The organism is Rhizobium sp. BK512 (assembly GCF_014194915.1).
Taxonomy (GTDB): domain Bacteria; phylum Pseudomonadota; class Alphaproteobacteria; order Rhizobiales; family Rhizobiaceae; genus Rhizobium.
Map to the genome: position 1 here is coordinate 543,501 of NZ_JACIAS010000003.1, position 15,539 is coordinate 559,039.

13 protein-coding genes are annotated in these 15,539 nt (G+C 60.5%); 4 read left to right on the forward strand and 9 right to left on the reverse strand.

Going from position 1 to position 15,539, the window contains the following annotated elements; translation table 11 throughout:
* Positions 1–8 precede the first annotated feature (8 nt).
* Positions 9–1,574, forward strand: coding sequence for a diguanylate cyclase domain-containing protein (locus FHX06_RS13390; RefSeq protein ID WP_183879619.1), 1,566 nt, complete (start codon positions 9–11; stop codon positions 1,572–1,574).
* A 14-nt stretch (positions 1,575–1,588) separates the two neighbouring features.
* Here FHX06_RS13390 and FHX06_RS13395 read toward each other — a convergent pair whose 3' ends face one another.
* Positions 1,589–2,455, reverse strand: coding sequence for a LysR substrate-binding domain-containing protein (locus FHX06_RS13395; protein WP_113210087.1), 867 nt, complete (start codon positions 2,453–2,455; stop codon positions 1,589–1,591).
* 144 nt (positions 2,456–2,599) lie between these two features.
* On the opposite strand from FHX06_RS13395, the gene FHX06_RS13400 reads away from it, so the two are divergent.
* Positions 2,600–3,457, forward strand: coding sequence for an urea carboxylase-associated family protein (locus tag FHX06_RS13400; RefSeq protein ID WP_113014523.1), 858 nt, complete (start codon positions 2,600–2,602; stop codon positions 3,455–3,457).
* 35 nt (positions 3,458–3,492) lie between these two features.
* On the opposite strand, the gene FHX06_RS13405 is transcribed toward FHX06_RS13400, so the two are convergent.
* Positions 3,493–4,758 carry a glycerate kinase gene (locus FHX06_RS13405; protein WP_183879621.1) on the reverse strand — a complete coding sequence of 422 codons (1,266 nt, stop codon included), beginning with the start codon at positions 4,756–4,758 and terminating at the stop codon, positions 3,493–3,495.
* Positions 4,759–4,934: 176 nt separating this feature from the next.
* Here FHX06_RS13405 and FHX06_RS13410 point away from each other — a divergent pair, with 176 nt between their 5' ends.
* Positions 4,935–6,227: an MFS transporter gene (locus FHX06_RS13410; protein WP_113210089.1), complete on the forward strand. Its 1,293-nt coding sequence runs from the start codon at positions 4,935–4,937 to the stop codon at positions 6,225–6,227.
* Between the two features lie 76 nt (positions 6,228–6,303).
* Here the strand turns inward: FHX06_RS13410 and FHX06_RS13415 are convergent, their stop codons facing one another.
* From FHX06_RS13415 to FHX06_RS13425, 3 genes are all read right to left on the reverse strand, one after another.
* On the reverse strand, positions 6,304–7,764 hold the full coding sequence (locus FHX06_RS13415; RefSeq protein ID WP_183879623.1) for an MFS transporter: 1,461 nt from the start codon (positions 7,762–7,764) through the stop codon (positions 6,304–6,306).
* 64 nt (positions 7,765–7,828) lie between these two features.
* On the reverse strand, positions 7,829–8,665 hold the full coding sequence (locus FHX06_RS13420; protein WP_113210091.1) for an alpha/beta fold hydrolase: 837 nt from the start codon (positions 8,663–8,665) through the stop codon (positions 7,829–7,831).
* 12 nt (positions 8,666–8,677) lie between these two features.
* On the reverse strand, positions 8,678–9,838 hold the full coding sequence (locus tag FHX06_RS13425; RefSeq protein ID WP_112546126.1) for an FAD-dependent monooxygenase: 1,161 nt from the start codon (positions 9,836–9,838) through the stop codon (positions 8,678–8,680).
* A 110-nt stretch (positions 9,839–9,948) separates the two neighbouring features.
* Between FHX06_RS13425 and FHX06_RS13430 the strand changes: the two genes are divergently transcribed.
* Positions 9,949–10,878: a LysR family transcriptional regulator gene (locus FHX06_RS13430; RefSeq protein WP_113210093.1), complete on the forward strand. Its 930-nt coding sequence runs from the start codon at positions 9,949–9,951 to the stop codon at positions 10,876–10,878.
* Positions 10,879–10,884: 6 nt separating this feature from the next.
* Here FHX06_RS13430 and FHX06_RS13435 read toward each other — a convergent pair whose 3' ends face one another.
* The 4 genes from FHX06_RS13435 to FHX06_RS13450 all read right to left on the reverse strand — a co-directional run bounded on the left by FHX06_RS13435 (position 10,885) and on the right by FHX06_RS13450 (position 15,522).
* Positions 10,885–11,697 (reverse strand): inositol monophosphatase family protein, encoded by an 813-nt coding sequence (locus FHX06_RS13435; protein ID WP_113145202.1) that lies wholly within the window; start codon positions 11,695–11,697, stop codon positions 10,885–10,887.
* 19 nt (positions 11,698–11,716) lie between these two features.
* A complete protein-coding gene (locus FHX06_RS13440) occupies positions 11,717–12,757 on the reverse strand; it encodes a LacI family DNA-binding transcriptional regulator (RefSeq protein WP_113145203.1) in 1,041 nt (346 codons plus the stop codon).
* Positions 12,758–13,127: 370 nt separating this feature from the next.
* Positions 13,128–13,433, reverse strand: a complete 306-nt coding sequence (locus tag FHX06_RS13445) for a hypothetical protein (protein ID WP_112546130.1) — start codon at positions 13,431–13,433, stop codon at positions 13,128–13,130.
* Between the two features lie 193 nt (positions 13,434–13,626).
* A complete protein-coding gene (locus tag FHX06_RS13450; protein ID WP_112546131.1) occupies positions 13,627–15,522 on the reverse strand; it encodes an ABC transporter ATP-binding protein in 1,896 nt (631 codons plus the stop codon).
* Positions 15,523–15,539 lie beyond the last annotated feature (17 nt).

Sequence of the window (15,539 nt, forward strand, 5' to 3'; positions counted from 1 at the left end):
GGCTGACGATGCTTGGTGCCGAGATCCTTGCATTTCTGAAGGCGTGTCCAATGGCGGTGCTCGTGTTCGACACCGCTGGCCGCGTCATCTTTGTCAATGACGAAGCCGGACATCTCCTCCATCTCGAAAGTCAGCCTGCCGGAGTCGATATTGCCGAGCTTATGCCCGAGTGGTCCTTGCTCTCAGGCGTCTCTACCGCCTTCGTTGACGATCGTGCCGGTCATCGTCGATCATGTCGGGTACAGGTCATAAACTGGTCCACGGGTGCAGAGACGGTCACAGCCGTTTTCCTCGAGCCTGTCGATGACGAGCGTCCCGCAGGTTATGCGGCGCGCGAGGCAAATCTGCGCCTGCGCTATGTCATAGAGATGCTGCCGGAGGCGGTCTGTGTGTTCGACGCCAACGATCGCTATGTTCTCTGGAACCAGAAATATGCCGAGCTCTATGCTGATATAGCCGAGCACCTCAGGCCTGGCGCTGCGTTCGAGGATATTTTGAGGACCAGTCTCGCAGGGGACAGGATGCGCGAGCTCGTCGACGACAAGGAGGCCTGGTTCAGCGCTCGCATGCAGAAATTCCGTCAGCCGGTTTCGCAGGAGGAACAGCGGTTGCAGGACGGCCGCTGGCTGCGCCACGACGACCGGCGCACGCCCGACGGTGGCGCCATTGGTATGCGCATCGACATTACCGGCCTCAAGCAGCGAGAAGACTGGCTTCGCCAATTGTTCGATGCCAATCCCATGCCCATGCTTTTGTGCGATGGCGAGAGCCTCGCCATCCTCCAGGCCAACCAGGCGGCCGTCGATTTCTATGGCTTCCAACCAGCAACGCTATTGTCGAAGCGGGCCTGTGACATGCATGTCGACGGCGAACTCCAGGCATTTGAGAAGATCCTCCTCCATCTCGATGGTGACCGTGATGCACGGACGATCTGGCGGCAGGCGACGCTGGACGGATCGGAGCGCCATGTGCTGATCTATGTTCGCCAGCTCCACGAAGGGGCCGAGCGCCGGCTGCTGCTCACCGTGGCGGACGTCAGCGACAGAATTCTTGCCGAGGCCGAGGCCAACCGTTTGGCACATCACGATATTCTCACGGGCCTGCCGAACAGGATGCAATTCTACAAAGCGCTCGAAAAAGCCCTTGCGTCGGAGGACAGGGAGAGAGTCATCATCTGCTGCCTGGATCTGGATGGGTTCAAGCCCGTCAATGATACGTTTGGCCATGCTGCCGGCGATGAAGTGCTAAAAAATGTCGCCAACCGGCTGCAGATGCATGCGCAGGGCCATCTGGTCGCCCGCCTCGGCGGTGATGAATTCGCCATCCTGATGAGGGGGCAAAGAGGTGAGGCGATTGATCTCGCCGAGCGCTGTATCGACGCCTTCGAACAGCCTTTTGCCATCAATGGTCTTGCCATCCGTCTCGGTGTCAGCATCGGCATTGCCGCGGTTGACGGAGTGGATGGAGAAGCGCTCATGCAGGAGGCGGACCGGGCGCTCTATCGTGCCAAGGCCGATGGCCGCAACACCTGGCGGATGACACCTCTCGATCTGCCTGTTCCGAAGCGGGCATAGGCCTGATCGGCCCGTCAGTTCTCCTGTTTTGCAGCAAGCAGCCAATCACGAAGCGTTTTTGCCTCGCGCGAGAGGCCCTTTGCCTCGATGAGCCAGTAAGCCTTGTCCATATCGATAGCCCGGTCGAAGAGGGAAACGAGCGAACCTGCCGCGATCTCTTCTGCGATCAGGGCGGTCGGGCAAAGGCCGACGCCCTGGCCGCTGATCAACGAGCCGATCATGAGATTGAAGTCGGCAAAAATAGGTCCGGCTTTCGGCGAGGAATGGATGCCGGCGCCTGACAGCCAGCGCGCCCAGGCATCGGTCGTCTCGTCATGTAGGATTTCGCAGGCAAGCAGGTCGGCTGGCTTTTGAAAGGGGCCATGCCGGGCAAGGAATTCCGCCGAACAGGTTGGCCTGGTCTCGGCATCGAGGAGCTTTATGGCGCCGGAACCCGGCCGCACGCCGTGGCAGACGAGGAGATCGGCACCTGCCGCTTCAGGCGTCCTGGCATCCAGCGCGTAGACGATGTTGATCCGGATTTCGGGGAAAGCAATTCTCAGCCTCGGCAGTTGCGGAATGAGCCATCGCACCGCCATGGAGGGAATGCATGCAACGCTGACCGGGCGGCTGTTGGCTTCCAGCCTCAACTGCCCGGCGGCGACTTCAATATGGGTCAAGGCATGCGTGACGGCCGAGCCGAATTCCCTGCCGGCGGCCGTCAACGTCACGCCACGGCTATGACGCAGAAACAGGGGAATGCGGAGCCAAGTCTCCATTGCCTTCACATGCTGGCTTATGCCGGCGGGTTTCAGGTTCAATTCGGCAGCTGCCCTGACGAAGCTTTCGTGGCGCGCGGCTGCTTCGAATGCCCGCAGTGATGCGAGAGGAAAGTTTCTCATGGCAGGATGACTAAGCAAAACTTGTCCCGAGAGCAAGGAACAGCTCAGTTGCCCGATGGCGTGGCCCAGCTAAGAGTGCTCGGCGATTATTGCGTGTCATCGGGGGCAACACCCGAAGGCCGCCAGCGGAGCGAAAATATCAGGATGTCGAAACAGTCGATCGTGCCAGTTCCTTCCGACGCAACCGAACGGCGGTCAGCACCGCCCGTGGTCGTCTACCCAGTCGAAACTCTGCCATCCGCCGATCTCGGTCTGCTCGAGGCGGCCCGCCAAACGCTGACGAAGGTCGGCGAGGTAATCGTGCCGCCGCGCGAGGCAGGCAGCTTTCACGTTCCGCAGGGTCATTTCTTTCGCATCGTCAGTATCGACGGCCCACAGGTCGGTGACCTCAATCTGTGGAACGCTGCGGACCTCTCCGAACGGTTTTTCAGCGGCAAGACACGGGCATTGCGCGCAACCCATGTCGGTGTCGGCGATCGTCTCTGGAGTACGCTGCCCTACCTGCGCCCCATGGCGACGATCACCTATGACAGCCTTGGCTGGTACGGGTGGGATGATGACGGAGCTGGCGTTCATGATGTCATCGGCACGCGCTGCGATCCCTATACCAACCGATTGCTGAAGGGTAGCGACTACCATTACTGCTGCCATTCGAACCTGACGCGGGCGCTTGCGGCCGAGAGCGGCATGCCGCTCGAGCAAGCGGAAATGCACGTGCATGACGTCCTCAACGTCTTCATGTGCACCGGCTTCACCAGGGATACGCACCAGTATTTCATGAAGGCAAGTCCGGTACGGCCGGGAGATTTCATCGAGTTCTTTGCCGAAATCGATCTTCTTGGTGCCCTGTCGGCATGCCCGGGCGGCGATTGCGGCGCAAGCCATTCGAGCGATGTGGCCGCCTGCTATCCGTTGAAAGTCGAAATGTGGAAGCCTGATCCCGCAGCACTTGCCGGTTGGACACCGCCGGTGAGAAATCCCTATCCGAGAACGCATCGATAACAAGCACGTCGAGAAACTCCTTCATGAAGGAGCGGTCAGACGATCAGGATTGCCCTGAAATCGTTGACATTGGTGCCGGTCGGACCGGTTTCGAAGAGGTCGCCGATCGCCTTGAAGCCGGAATAGCTGTCGTTGGCGTCGAGCACATGGCGCGGGTCGCGACCGGCGGCGCGTAGCCGCTTGACGGTCCCCCCGTCGGCAAAGGCGCCGGCATTGTTTTCCGAACCGTCGACACCGTCGGTGTCGGCGGCAAGCACGTGGACGGCGCTATAGCCATCGATGGCCAGAGCCAGAGCGAGCGCGAATTCGCCGTTGCGTCCGCCTTTGCCGCCCTTTGCGCGCAAAGTCACGGTCGTTTCGCCGCCCGAGAGGATGACGACGGGTTTCGTGAAAGGCCGGTCGCGACCCGCAACCTCGCGTGCGATTGCCGCATGTACCAGCGCCACGTCGCGCGATTCCCCTTCGACGGAATCCGACAGGATCGCCGGTGTGATGCCCTGCGAGCGGGCGAGTTCGGCGGCTGCTTCGAGCGACATGCCGGCCGACGCGATGATGTGGTGCTCGTGACCGGCAAAGACCGCATCGTCCGGCCGTGGCGCATCGGCCTTCGGAGAATTCAGATGATCCATGGCAGCCTGCGGCAGCTTGAGGCTGTATTGCTGGATAATTTGAAGCGCATCATGCCGGGTCGAGCCATCGGGAACAGTCGGTCCGGAGGCCACGTGAGCGGGGTTGTCGCCGGGAATGTCCGAGACGATCAGGCTGACGACGCGGGCCCTGGTCGCAGCCGCCAGCCGTCCGCCCTTGATCGTCGAGAGATGCTTGCGCACGACGTTCATGGCCGAGATCGGCGCGCCGGAAGCCAGAAGCAGCTCATTGAGTAGAATCTCGTCCTGTAGCGTAAGCCCTTCAGGCGGGGAAGGCAGCAGCGCCGAGCCGCCGCCACAGATCAGTGCGATGACAAGGTCATCCTCGCTCAATCCGGCGACGGTTTCGATCAACCGTCTGGAAGCGGCAAGGCCGGCAGCATCGGGCACGGGATGGGCGGCTTCGATGATCTCGATATTGTCCGTTTCGCAGCCATAGCCGTAGCGGGTGACGACCACGCCTTCGAGCGGCCCATCCCACACACTTTCCAATGCGCGCGCCATCTGCGCGGCACCCTTGCCTGCGCCTATCACGACCGTCTTGCCCTTTGGTTTTTTTGGCAGATGCGCAGTGATGCCGGTCAGCGGATCGGCAGCGCGCACGGCTGCGGAAAACAGGCTGGTCAGGAATTCGCGGGGGGAGAACTGGGTCATGATGATCTCTCTGGAGATACGGCAGGAGGGGGGTAAGCTTCCGCTTTGCTAGCGATGACAATCGACATATCGCTTGTCAATGGAAGAGCCGTCCCCATCCGTTCGGTGTGATTGATAATGGTCCCGATGCGGCTATCTATTGAAGAGAAAAGCAACAATCATTTGGAGAATTTGCAATGGTCAACGAACAGCAGTTGATCTCGAAGATTACCTGGCGCCTCATGCCATTCCTCGGAATCCTTTACCTCATTGCCTATATCGATCGTCAGAACGTCAGTTTCGCCAAGCTGGAAATGGTCGATGCGCTCGGCATGAGCGAATATGCCTATGGCCTCGGAGCTTCGCTCTTTTTCATCGGCTATTTCCTCTTCGAAGTGCCGAGCAACCTGTTCCTCGACAGGTTCGGCGCACGCGTCTGGTTCGCGCGCATCCTAGTCTCCTGGGGCATCGTCACCATACTGCTCTCCTATACGCAGAACGCGACGATGTTCTATATCCTGCGCTTCCTGCTCGGCGTCTGCGAGGCGGGCTTCTTTCCGGGCGTCCTCTACCTTCTGACGCTCTGGTTCCCCTCGGATTTTCGCGGCCGCATGGTTGGCCTCTTCATGATTTTCAGTGCGCTCGCCAACGCCATCGGCGCGCCAGTTGGAGGCATGCTGCTCGATCTCGATGGTTTCCTCGGCCATGCCGGCTGGCAATGGGTCTTTCTGGCGACAGGCATTCCGGCCGTCATTGCCGGTGTCATCACCTTCTTCTATCTCTATGACCGACCGGAAAATGCAAATTTCCTCAGCAAGGAGGAGAAGAGCTGGTTGGCAGATCGTCTTGCGTCCGAAAATTCCGGCATGGATCACAATGCCGAGAACGGCTTCAAGGCGCTCGTCGACCCCCGTGTCCTGCTGATGGCGCTTTGCTACATCGCCTTTCCGCTTGCCGCCTACGGCCTCAGCTACTGGCTGCCGACCATCGTGAAAGCCTTCGGCGTCAGCAACACCGTGAACGGCTTCCTCAACATCATTCCCTGGATCCTGGTGGCCATCGCCCTCTGGGCGGTGCCGGCTGCTGCGGACAAGGTGAAGACCAAGACGCCCTACATCGTCATTCCCGCCCTCATCGGTGCGGCCTGCCTGCTGCTCTCGGCGCTCGTTCCGAACAATACGCTGCAGTTCATTTTCCTCTGCATTGCCGCGGCGGGCATCTTCGCGCCACAGCCGGTCTTCTGGAGCCTGCCGTCCCGCTTCCTCAAGGGGGCGGGTGCTGCGGCCGGCCTCGCGGCCATCAATTCTGTCGGCAATCTCGGCGGCTTCGTCGCTCAGAACGTCGTGCCCTGGATCAAGGACGAAACCGGGAGCACGATTGCACCGATGTTCTTCCTCGCTATCTGCCTTGCCGCCGGTGCGTTGCTCGTCTTTGCTGTCGCCATGATCATCGCGCGCAAGGAACATGACGCCGTGCCGCGCGGCGTCTGAGACTTTGCAAATGTCGAAGCCTCGGCATCATAGATACCGGGGCTTCGTTCTGCCAACGCTGCCGGGCGGCCAAGTGCTAGGAGGAAATGTCCTCGAGCTTGCGCCCACCGGTCTCGATCATCTGCGTTGCTGCAAGCGCGCCGATCACAGCGACGATCCCGAACATGATGAAGACCGACTTGATGCCCTGTGCGCCGACCATGTAGCCGACCGTCGTCGGGCCGACGGCCGAGGCGATGCGAAGCCATGATGTGGCAAGGCCCGTTCCGACCGCACGCATGCGCGTCGGGTAGATTTCCGGCGTGTAGAGATAAAGCACGGCGTTGACGGAGCCGACGACGCCATAGGCAAGTGTCGCCAGCAGAATGAGCGACCAAAGGCTGTTTGCACCACCGCCGGCGAGTGCGGCCAAGAGTACAGCGCCGATCAGGAAGGAGACGACGGCCCAGGTGCGCCGCCCGACACGGTCGATGCAGAAGGCGCAGACAAGCAGGATCACGACCTGTGCGACATTGGTCATCGAGGCTGCCCTCAGCGCGCTGCCGAGTTCCAGCGAATAGACGGTGTGATAGAGCGTCGGCATCCAGTTGTTCAGGCTGTTGGCCACGAAGAACGAGCTCGCCCAGAGGATCCAGGCGACGACGGTGCGCATCCGGAACGTCGGTGACAATAGTTCCCGCCAGCGGCTGCGTGGTTGAGGGGCCGCCGTCTGACTTTGCCCTCCGAGCGCCAGCGTTGCTTCCTTATAGGCGCGGTCGTCGAAGGAATAGTCGGGATCCTTGCGCCGTGCGCTTTCCTCGGCCTGGCGGATCACTTTTTCAGCTTCGTCGAGGCGGCCCTGGCCGATCAGCCAGCGCGGTGATTCCGGCAGCCGATAAAGCAGATAGGCAATCAGCAGACCGGGAATCCCGCCGAGCAGGAACAATGATTTCCAGCCGAAGATCGGCACGATCACTGTGCCGACCTGGCCCGTTACCATCAGGCCTATCGGAAAGATCAGCTCGTAGAGCATGAAGTTGCGACCGCGACCCTTGGCGCGCAGGAGATCGCTGATATAGGTGGCGGCAACGGGCATTTCGCCGCCGACACCAATGCCCTGGATCAGACGGCAGATGAACAGCATATGGAAATTGCCGGCCATAATGCAGGCGACACTCATGACCGACATCAGTGCGGTGGCGGAGGCGGCCATTTGGACGCGGCCGAGCGTTTCTGCAAGACGGCTGAAGATAAGGGCGCCGACGAGCTGGCCGATATAGCTTGCCGCAATCATCCAGCCGATCTGAGCCGGCGTCAGGGCCCAGAGCTTGATCAGGATCGGTAGAACGAAGGCCAGCGAAAGCGCATCGAAGGCGTCGAGGAACGTAGCGCTCCCCATGATGATACGCGCCCGGCGATGCCAGGGCGTAAAAGGGATCGCTTCGAAACGGGCCGTCAGAAACGCGGCGCGGCCTGCCAGTCGTGTCTGTTGCGGGCCGTCGTGCGAAACATCGCCTGCAGCCGACCCGGCAACCAGTATGCTATTGTTGTCGTGCATATCATCCTCCCAGATCGGCACGTTTTAACAGGCCGGCGGCATCCCCCCTGCCGCCAGTTTCACTCTATTGGACGACAGCTTCAATCATCTTGCCGATCGCCTTTGCGATGACGTCGCTACATTCGATTGGCGTCAGATGCCGGGCGCCTGGCAGGATCGTCAGGGAAGCCCTAGGGATTGCGTCCGCAAGCTGGCGTGCGCTCTCGATCGGGGTCGCATAGTCTTCTTCCCCGACAATGACCGAAACAGGGAAGTGAAAGCTGGAAAGCGCACTGCGAAGATCGGCATCGCCGAGCATGATGCAGGTCGCCTCATAGGCATCGAGATCGTTGCGGACAAAGATCTCCATCATCTCCTGGATCTTGCGTGGATTTTCCGCCCTGAAACGGTCGCCAAACCAGCGGGTCGCCTGGAAGGCGGCCATCGAGGCGAGGCCTTCGGCCCGCGCTTTCTGAGCCCGTGCCCGCCATTCTTCAGGTGCCTTTTCTCCGTACCAGGCGGTGGTATCGATAAGGACCATTGCCGAAACGCGTTCAGGGTGGCGCGCGGCAAAAGCCTGCGTGATGCAGCCTCCCATCGAACAGCCAGCAACGATCACCTTATCCCAGCCGGCCTTGTCCAGAACCTCGGCGACGTCATCGGCGTAGCGTTCGATGGCGTAGGAAAGGGGCGCACGGCTGCTCCAGCCATGCCCTCGACAGTCGATGCAGATGATCTCCGCCTGACCCTGCAGGCCTGAGATGACGTCCGTCCAGATACTGCCGTCAAGGGCAAGCGAATGGATCAACAGCAGGCGCGGCTTTCCGGGCGTGCCATAATGCCGGAAGGCGATGGTCGCCTCATCCGAGACGGTCACGAACTCGTAGTGACCGTCCATCTCACGTGTTTCTTGCTGCAACATCTGCTGTTCCGATCAGCCGGCCATGGCCAGCTCGTTTTCGCCGACAAGCGGCACGTTCCAGGCGTCATAGCCGTAGAGCCACGTCGTATCGTCGTTACCGCCCGACATCCATGTGTTGGCACTGGAGATGGCCTGAATGCGAGACGTACGCGGCTTGCGGTTCGCCTCGTAGCGGCGGAAGGCGCCTTCGATATCGTCATTGTCGACGGCCTCAAGGCAGCGCGCCAGCACGGCGGCGTCCTCGATCGAGGTTGCCGCACCCTGGGCCATGTAGGGCGTCATCGGATGGCAGGCGTCACCGAGAAGTACAACGCGGCCATCGCTCCAGCGCGGCAGCGGCTCGCGTTCGAGAATTGCCCATTTGTGGCAATCCGGGCAGGCGTTGAGAACCATCTGCACTTCCGGATGGAAGCCTTCGTAGGCGGCTCTCAATTCCTTGACGTCGCCCTTCGCTGACCAGGATTCAGCCGTCATCCAGTCGGCGGATTCGGGAACGCTGGTGACGAAATAGAGCGAGCTGCGGTCTGCGGCCGTGTAGTAAATGACGATGTGCCGGTCGAGGCCCCACCATTTCGTTCGCGAAGGCGCGATCGTGCCACCGTTCATCAGGCTGGCATCGAAGACTGCGCGGTAGGCAATACGCCCCTTGTGCAGCGGTGCGTCGGGACCGACGATGATTTCGCGCACCAGCGAGTGAACGCCATCAGCGGCAATGACCGCATCGGCTTCGACCTTGGTGCCGTCGGCGAAGGACAGGCTGACGCCGTCGTTCTTCTGATCAAGACCGACGAGCTTCTTGCCGAGATGGACGATCTCGGGTGGAAGCACCGAGTAGAGTGCTTCGTGCAGATCGGCGCGATGCATACAGAGGAACGGCGCACCATAGAGGCTTTCCGGCATCGGCAGCTCGCGCTTGATCTCGCCGGTGTCCCAGACGCGGTTGAGGTGGGAATAGGGTTCGAAGGCAGTCTTCTTGAGACGGTCGAGTACGCCGATGCCGCGCAGAACATGCGACGAATTCGGCAGCATCTGGATGCCGGCGCCGACGCGCGCGAATTTCGGCGCCTGTTCGTAAACCTGGACGTCGATGCCGACTTTACGCAGCGTCGCCGCAGCGGCAAGCCCGCCCATGCCGGCGCCAATGATCGCGATCTTCGGTTTGCTCTTGGCCATGTCGTCTCCTCCTGATGTGCTCAAGTTGGGAGAAGCTTAGAAGCGTGACTTCTGCATGTAAAATATTTATATTGTTCAACACTTAAACTCAAAAAGTTCTAGGTGATCCGATGGAACTCCGGCATCTCAGATATTTCGTGGCGGTTGCCGAGGAGGGCAGTTTCAATCGTGCTGCCGAGCGTCTGCACATCCAGCAGCCACCATTGGGACAGCAGATCCGCGATCTGGAATATGAGCTGGGCGTCCAGTTGTTCGACAGGTCTCCGCGCAGCGTCGCACTGAACAGTTCCGGCGAGCTCTTCCTCGAAGAGGCGCGCGATATCCTGAGACGGGCGCAATTGGCGGTCGACAATGTGCGGCGCTTCAGCAAGGGCGAAAGCGGCAGGCTTTCTGTCGGCTTTACGAGTTCGGCTTCTTTGCATGTGCTGGCACCGCAGTTCCTCCAGCAGTTTCGCCGGGCCTTTCCACTTGCCGAGATTGTTGTCGAAGAGAGCGAGACCTATGAGTTGATTCTGGCCCTTCAGCAGCAGCGCATCGATGTTGCGCTGCTGCACATCGATGCGAAGCGCTTTCCGGAGCTGACCGCACGGGCTCTATCCGAAGAGGATATGCTGGTCGCAGTCCCGCGCAGCCACCCCTATGCGAAGGCGGAAGATAAACCCATGACGCTCGATATGCTCCATGGTGTCGATATGGTCGTTTACCGGCGCACGGACGGGCCTGGGATATTCGAACGACTTACCGAAACTTTCCGTAGCGCCGGCGTTACACCACGGATCGTCGATGAGGTTTCTCGAATCATCGCCGCCATCAATCTGGTGGCCGGTGGCCGTGGCCTTACGGTGGTGCCGGCGTCCATGCGGGTGCTTCATCAGGAATCTGTGGTCTATCGGCCGCTATTGCCCGGTGAACTCCCACCCCTGCCGCTGTATGTCGCCCATCGGGCCGATGCGCGGCTTGCTCTCATCCGCAATTTCATCGATCTCACGGAAAAGATCGCATTCAGCTCATCCGGGACCGGTGAGGTCGCGCGAACCTAGCGGATTTCAGGCCGGTTCATCCTGCAGCGAGCGGCCGACGAGCGTCAGGAGCTCGTCCCTCACGCCGGGCGCTGCGGCGATGACCGGGCCGCCGGTTAAAAGCGTGCCCTCGCCGGGGAAGGCTTCGGTCCAGCCTCCGGCTTCACGGATCATCAAGAGCCCTGCCATGCAGTCCCAGGCGTTGATATGGGGTTCATAATAGCCGGCCAGCCTGCCGCAGGCGACCTGTGCCAGCATGAGCGCACCGGAGCCATTGCGGATAAACATGCCGCCCGCCTCCAGCAGCAGGTGGATGAAGATCGACACCTGCTTCAGCGGAACGCGGAAATTGGCGCCGACACCAAGAAGCCCGGTACCAATGCTGGTGGTCTTATCGACGTTAATCGCCTTGCCGTTCAGAAAGGCACCTTCTCCTTTCCTCGCCACGAAGAGATCGCCCGATGTCGGCTGGCAGATGAGGCCAAGCACGGTCTCATCGTCCTTCATAACGGCGATCGAGATGCACCACTGGTCGATACCGTGCACGAAACAGCTCGTGCCATCGATAGGATCGACAACCCAGAGATAGCCCGAGGGGCCTTCCGCCAAACCTTCTTCTTCCCCAAGCACGCCGTCATCGGGAAAGGTGGCGGTGATGCGGTCACGAATCATCGCCTCCACGGCCTTGTCGGCCTGGCTCACAACATCCTGACCGTTCAACTTGTGGCCGGTTTCCAGCGAGGAGAGATCGGAAAAGTAGGAGAGCGCTTTTCCCGCCGCATCGAGGATTACATCCCTGGCAAGGACAAAGCGGGCGTCATCAGGAAATTCGCAAAGCATGAGATACTTTCAAAGAGAATCAGGGTCTGAAGCTCTGGCGGATGATGAGCTCTGGAATGACCCGTTCATAGCCCGGTGACAAGTCCGGATTTGCCAAGCGCCGTTCCATCAGTTCGACGGCGCGCATCGCCATGACGAGCGGGTCCTGCCGGAAGGTCGTCAGCTGATAGCTGAGCCAGGACGCCTCGGGAACGTCGTCGAAACCGATGATGGCAACATCTTCAGGAATGCGCAGCTTCATTTCCTGCCGCACATGGTCCATCAGCCCGAAGGCGATCTGGTCGTTGGCGCAATAGACAGCGTCGGGGCGTACTTCTTTTGAAAACAGCGCGCGGCCCGCAGCAGTGCCGCTCTCATAGTCCGAATCCGCGCCGCGGCCGATGAAGACCTCGGCGCCGAGCCCCTCTGCCGTCGACAGAAAGGCGCTTTCGCGCTCGATGATGCTGGGCGTACCGGTGTTGGAACCGGCGACCGCCAGCCGGCGCCGTCCGGCCTCGAAGAACATGGTCGCCGCCTTGCGGGAGGCCTCCGAATTGCCGGCGCGCACATGGTCTGCGTCCGGCTCGGAACGACCGATAACTATGAGTGGCTGCCCGTTGCGCTGGGCAAGCTCGAGGAAACTCGCCGGCGGCGAGCCCGACAGGATGATGATTGCCTCGGCGCGATGGCCGATCAGCATCTTCTGGGCGGCCAGCAGTTCGTCCTCGGTCTGGCCGGTGTTGATGAGGATCGGAATGCTGCCGCGCTGGATCAGGAACTTGGCAAGGGCGGCGGCGAGATGGGCGCGAAACCCGATCTCCGGTTTCGTGGCGACAATGCCGACGAGGCGGCTCTGATTGGCAAGCACGCCGCGCGCAAGATCGTTGACGTGGTAGCCGAGTTCCTCCGCCGCACGCAGCACCTTCTCCCGCGTCGCGGGCGCAACGCTTGCTCCAGGTGTGAAGGTGCGCGAAACGGCCGAGCGGGAAACGCCGGCAAGCTGCGCCACCTGTTCGGCGCTGACGAAGCGCATGCGCTCCTTCTTTGGCGCCTTGCCGTCGTTCACCGGACTATCAGTCATCGGCTTTCCCTCAATGTCTTACGCACGACAAATTCCACCTTCTGGAATCAGCAGTCAGCATTGAAAACGGGTGTTGGGCGAGCCGCCTGCGTTCATTTCCATGCCGTTGCATAGGTACAACCATGTCGCACAGCCATGCAATTGACCAGGCCGACAACTAACGGCGGTTCTTTGCAGGCGAATGACAGATGAGGGTGTTCCAATTGGCGGGAATGGGTGGCAACTGGCGTGTCGCCGGCAGCTTTGGTCAATGCTGGAAAAGCATGGCCGGGATTGCAGTGCAATCCCGGCCGAAGGGGGGCGAGAGGCAGCGGCGATAACCGTGGATCAGGTCAACGCCGCTTTGGGCATCAGGCGATTCTCGAAGCCGTTAGTCGCAGACCCGCACGGTTTCGGTATGATAGCCGCCATCATAGCGGTTGCGGACGTCACGATCCTCGTACCAGCAGCGCGGAGGCGGCGGACCCGCATCATAATAACGGGGACCGTCGACATAACGGGGGCCGCTGTTGACGATGGCGCCGCCGATCAGGCCGCCAACGACACCCGCTGCCAGGCCGCCGGCGATGGCGCGGCCGGTATTGTCGTGGTGATGATGGTCGCGGGCGGCAGCAGGCTGAATAGCCGAGCCCACAAGGGCCGTCGCAATCAACAGACTGCTAACAATTCTCTTCATAACATTCTCCTTAGTCGCAAATCGCCCCTATAGAACATAAAATGCTCCACGGCGGCGTTTGTTCGTTCAAATCTTGCACCTTTTGAGGCAAGCCGACCAATAAACGGCGCGCGGAAACCCAAATTCTGTGTTTTGCACTGAAATTCTCAGGACGAAATCCGCCGGGTCAAACGCGCAATCGCAACTGGCGGCATCAGGTCGCCGATTCCGTTACTGTTTCTTCCAGCACGTCCTCGGGAATATCGTCGAAGGAGGCGTAGTTGAGGTTATAGAGCTTCGAGTAGAGCTTGCCGTTCTTCATGAGCTGCTGGTGATTGCCGCTCTCGACGATCTCGCCATTCTGCAGCACGATGATGCGATCGGCTTCGCGGATCGTTGCCAGCCGATGGGCGATGACGAGGCCGGTACGGTTTTCGAGCAGCTTCACCAGTGCCTTCTGGATCAGCATTTCGGTATAGCTGTCGATATTGGCTGTCGCCTCGTCGAGCACGAGGATCTTCGCGTCCGCCACCAGTGCGCGGGCAAAGGAGAGAAGCTGGCGCTGGCCGAGCGAAAGATTGCCGCCGCGCTCGCCGAGCATGCTGTCATAGCCCTGAGGCAGGCGCATGACGAAGTCGTGCGCGCCGACGGCCTTGGCGGCCTCGATTACCTGTTCGCGGGTGGCTTCCGTCTTGTGATAGCGGATATTCTCGAAAACGGTGCCGGTGAAGAGGAAGGGTTCCTGCAGCACCATGGCGATCTGCTGGCCAAGCGAATCCTGTGTCAGTTCGCGCACGTCATGACCGCCGACAACAACCTGTCCCTGCTGCACCTCGTAGAAACGGTGGATCAACGACATGCAGCTCGACTTGCCCGAGCCGGTCGGGCCGACAAGGGCAACCGTCTCGCCGGGATTGACCCTGAAGCTTACGTGCTTGAGCACCGGATGCTTCGGATTATAGCCGAAGACGACATCGCGGAATTCGACGGAGCCGTCCATGTCGGGCGAAAGCACCTTGGCATCGGGAGCATCCTTGATGTCGACCGGCACGTCGAGCACGTCGGTCAGCCGCTGGCCTGATGCCATTGCGCGCTGCATGACCGAATATTGCAAGGTCAGAGAACGGATCGGGTCGAAGAAGCGCTGGATATAGAAGAGAAAGGCGACAAGCACGCCGACGTCGAGCGCCTGGTTCAACACGCGCGCACCACCGACGACAATGACGAGCGCCATCGCGATACCGGTCAGCGTATCGACAATCGGCACCATAATCTGCGCGTAACGGGCTGCGGTCAGATGCGTCAGCAGGTTGGCATGCGCCTTGTCGTCGTAAAGCGTGAAGTTGACCTCCTGCCGGTCCATGCTCTGGACGGCGCGCACGCCATGGATCGCTTCGGCCAGAGCGCCGTTCGCCACCGAATTGGTTTCATGCGCCGCCATGAAGGATTTGCGGGCGAGCGGCAGCCAGAACAGGCGCACGACGAAGAGAACCGGCAGTACGGACAGCGTCAGCAGGCCGAGCTTGAAGTCGAGATAGAGCATCACGAAGACGATGCCGAAGAGCAGGAAGATATCGCCGACGGACAGCACGCAGGTCTCCAGGAATTCCTGCATCGAGTTGACGTCGCCCTGCAGGCGAGACATCAGCCGGCCAACCTCGGTCTTGTCCATGAAGGAGAGGGAAACGCGCTGGAGATGGGAGAACATTGCCTTGCGGATATCGAAGAGCACGTTTTCCGCGACGCCGCCGACCAGCGTTTCCTGAAAATAGCTGGCCCCGTAGTTGATGAGGATCGCGATCAGGAACGCGCCGATCGCCAAGGTCAGTGCGGAACCATTGTCATCGGGCTGCATGCCATGGTCGATCGCGTAGCGGATGATCAGTGGAATGAGAAGCTGCATGCCGGTAAAGACCAGCACCGAAATCACCGACAGGACGACATCACGCCGGTAGGGATGCACGAACGCCCAGATTCGCTTGACGATATTGGAATCGAAGACTTTGCCGAAGATTTCCTCTTCGACACGCTGCGAACCGACGACCGCCCTTGGCGGACGTCTGCCATCCTCGCGAACGTCCGGACGCTCGGTTTCCAGTTCCTCGGCCATCTTGTTTCCTCCTGCGC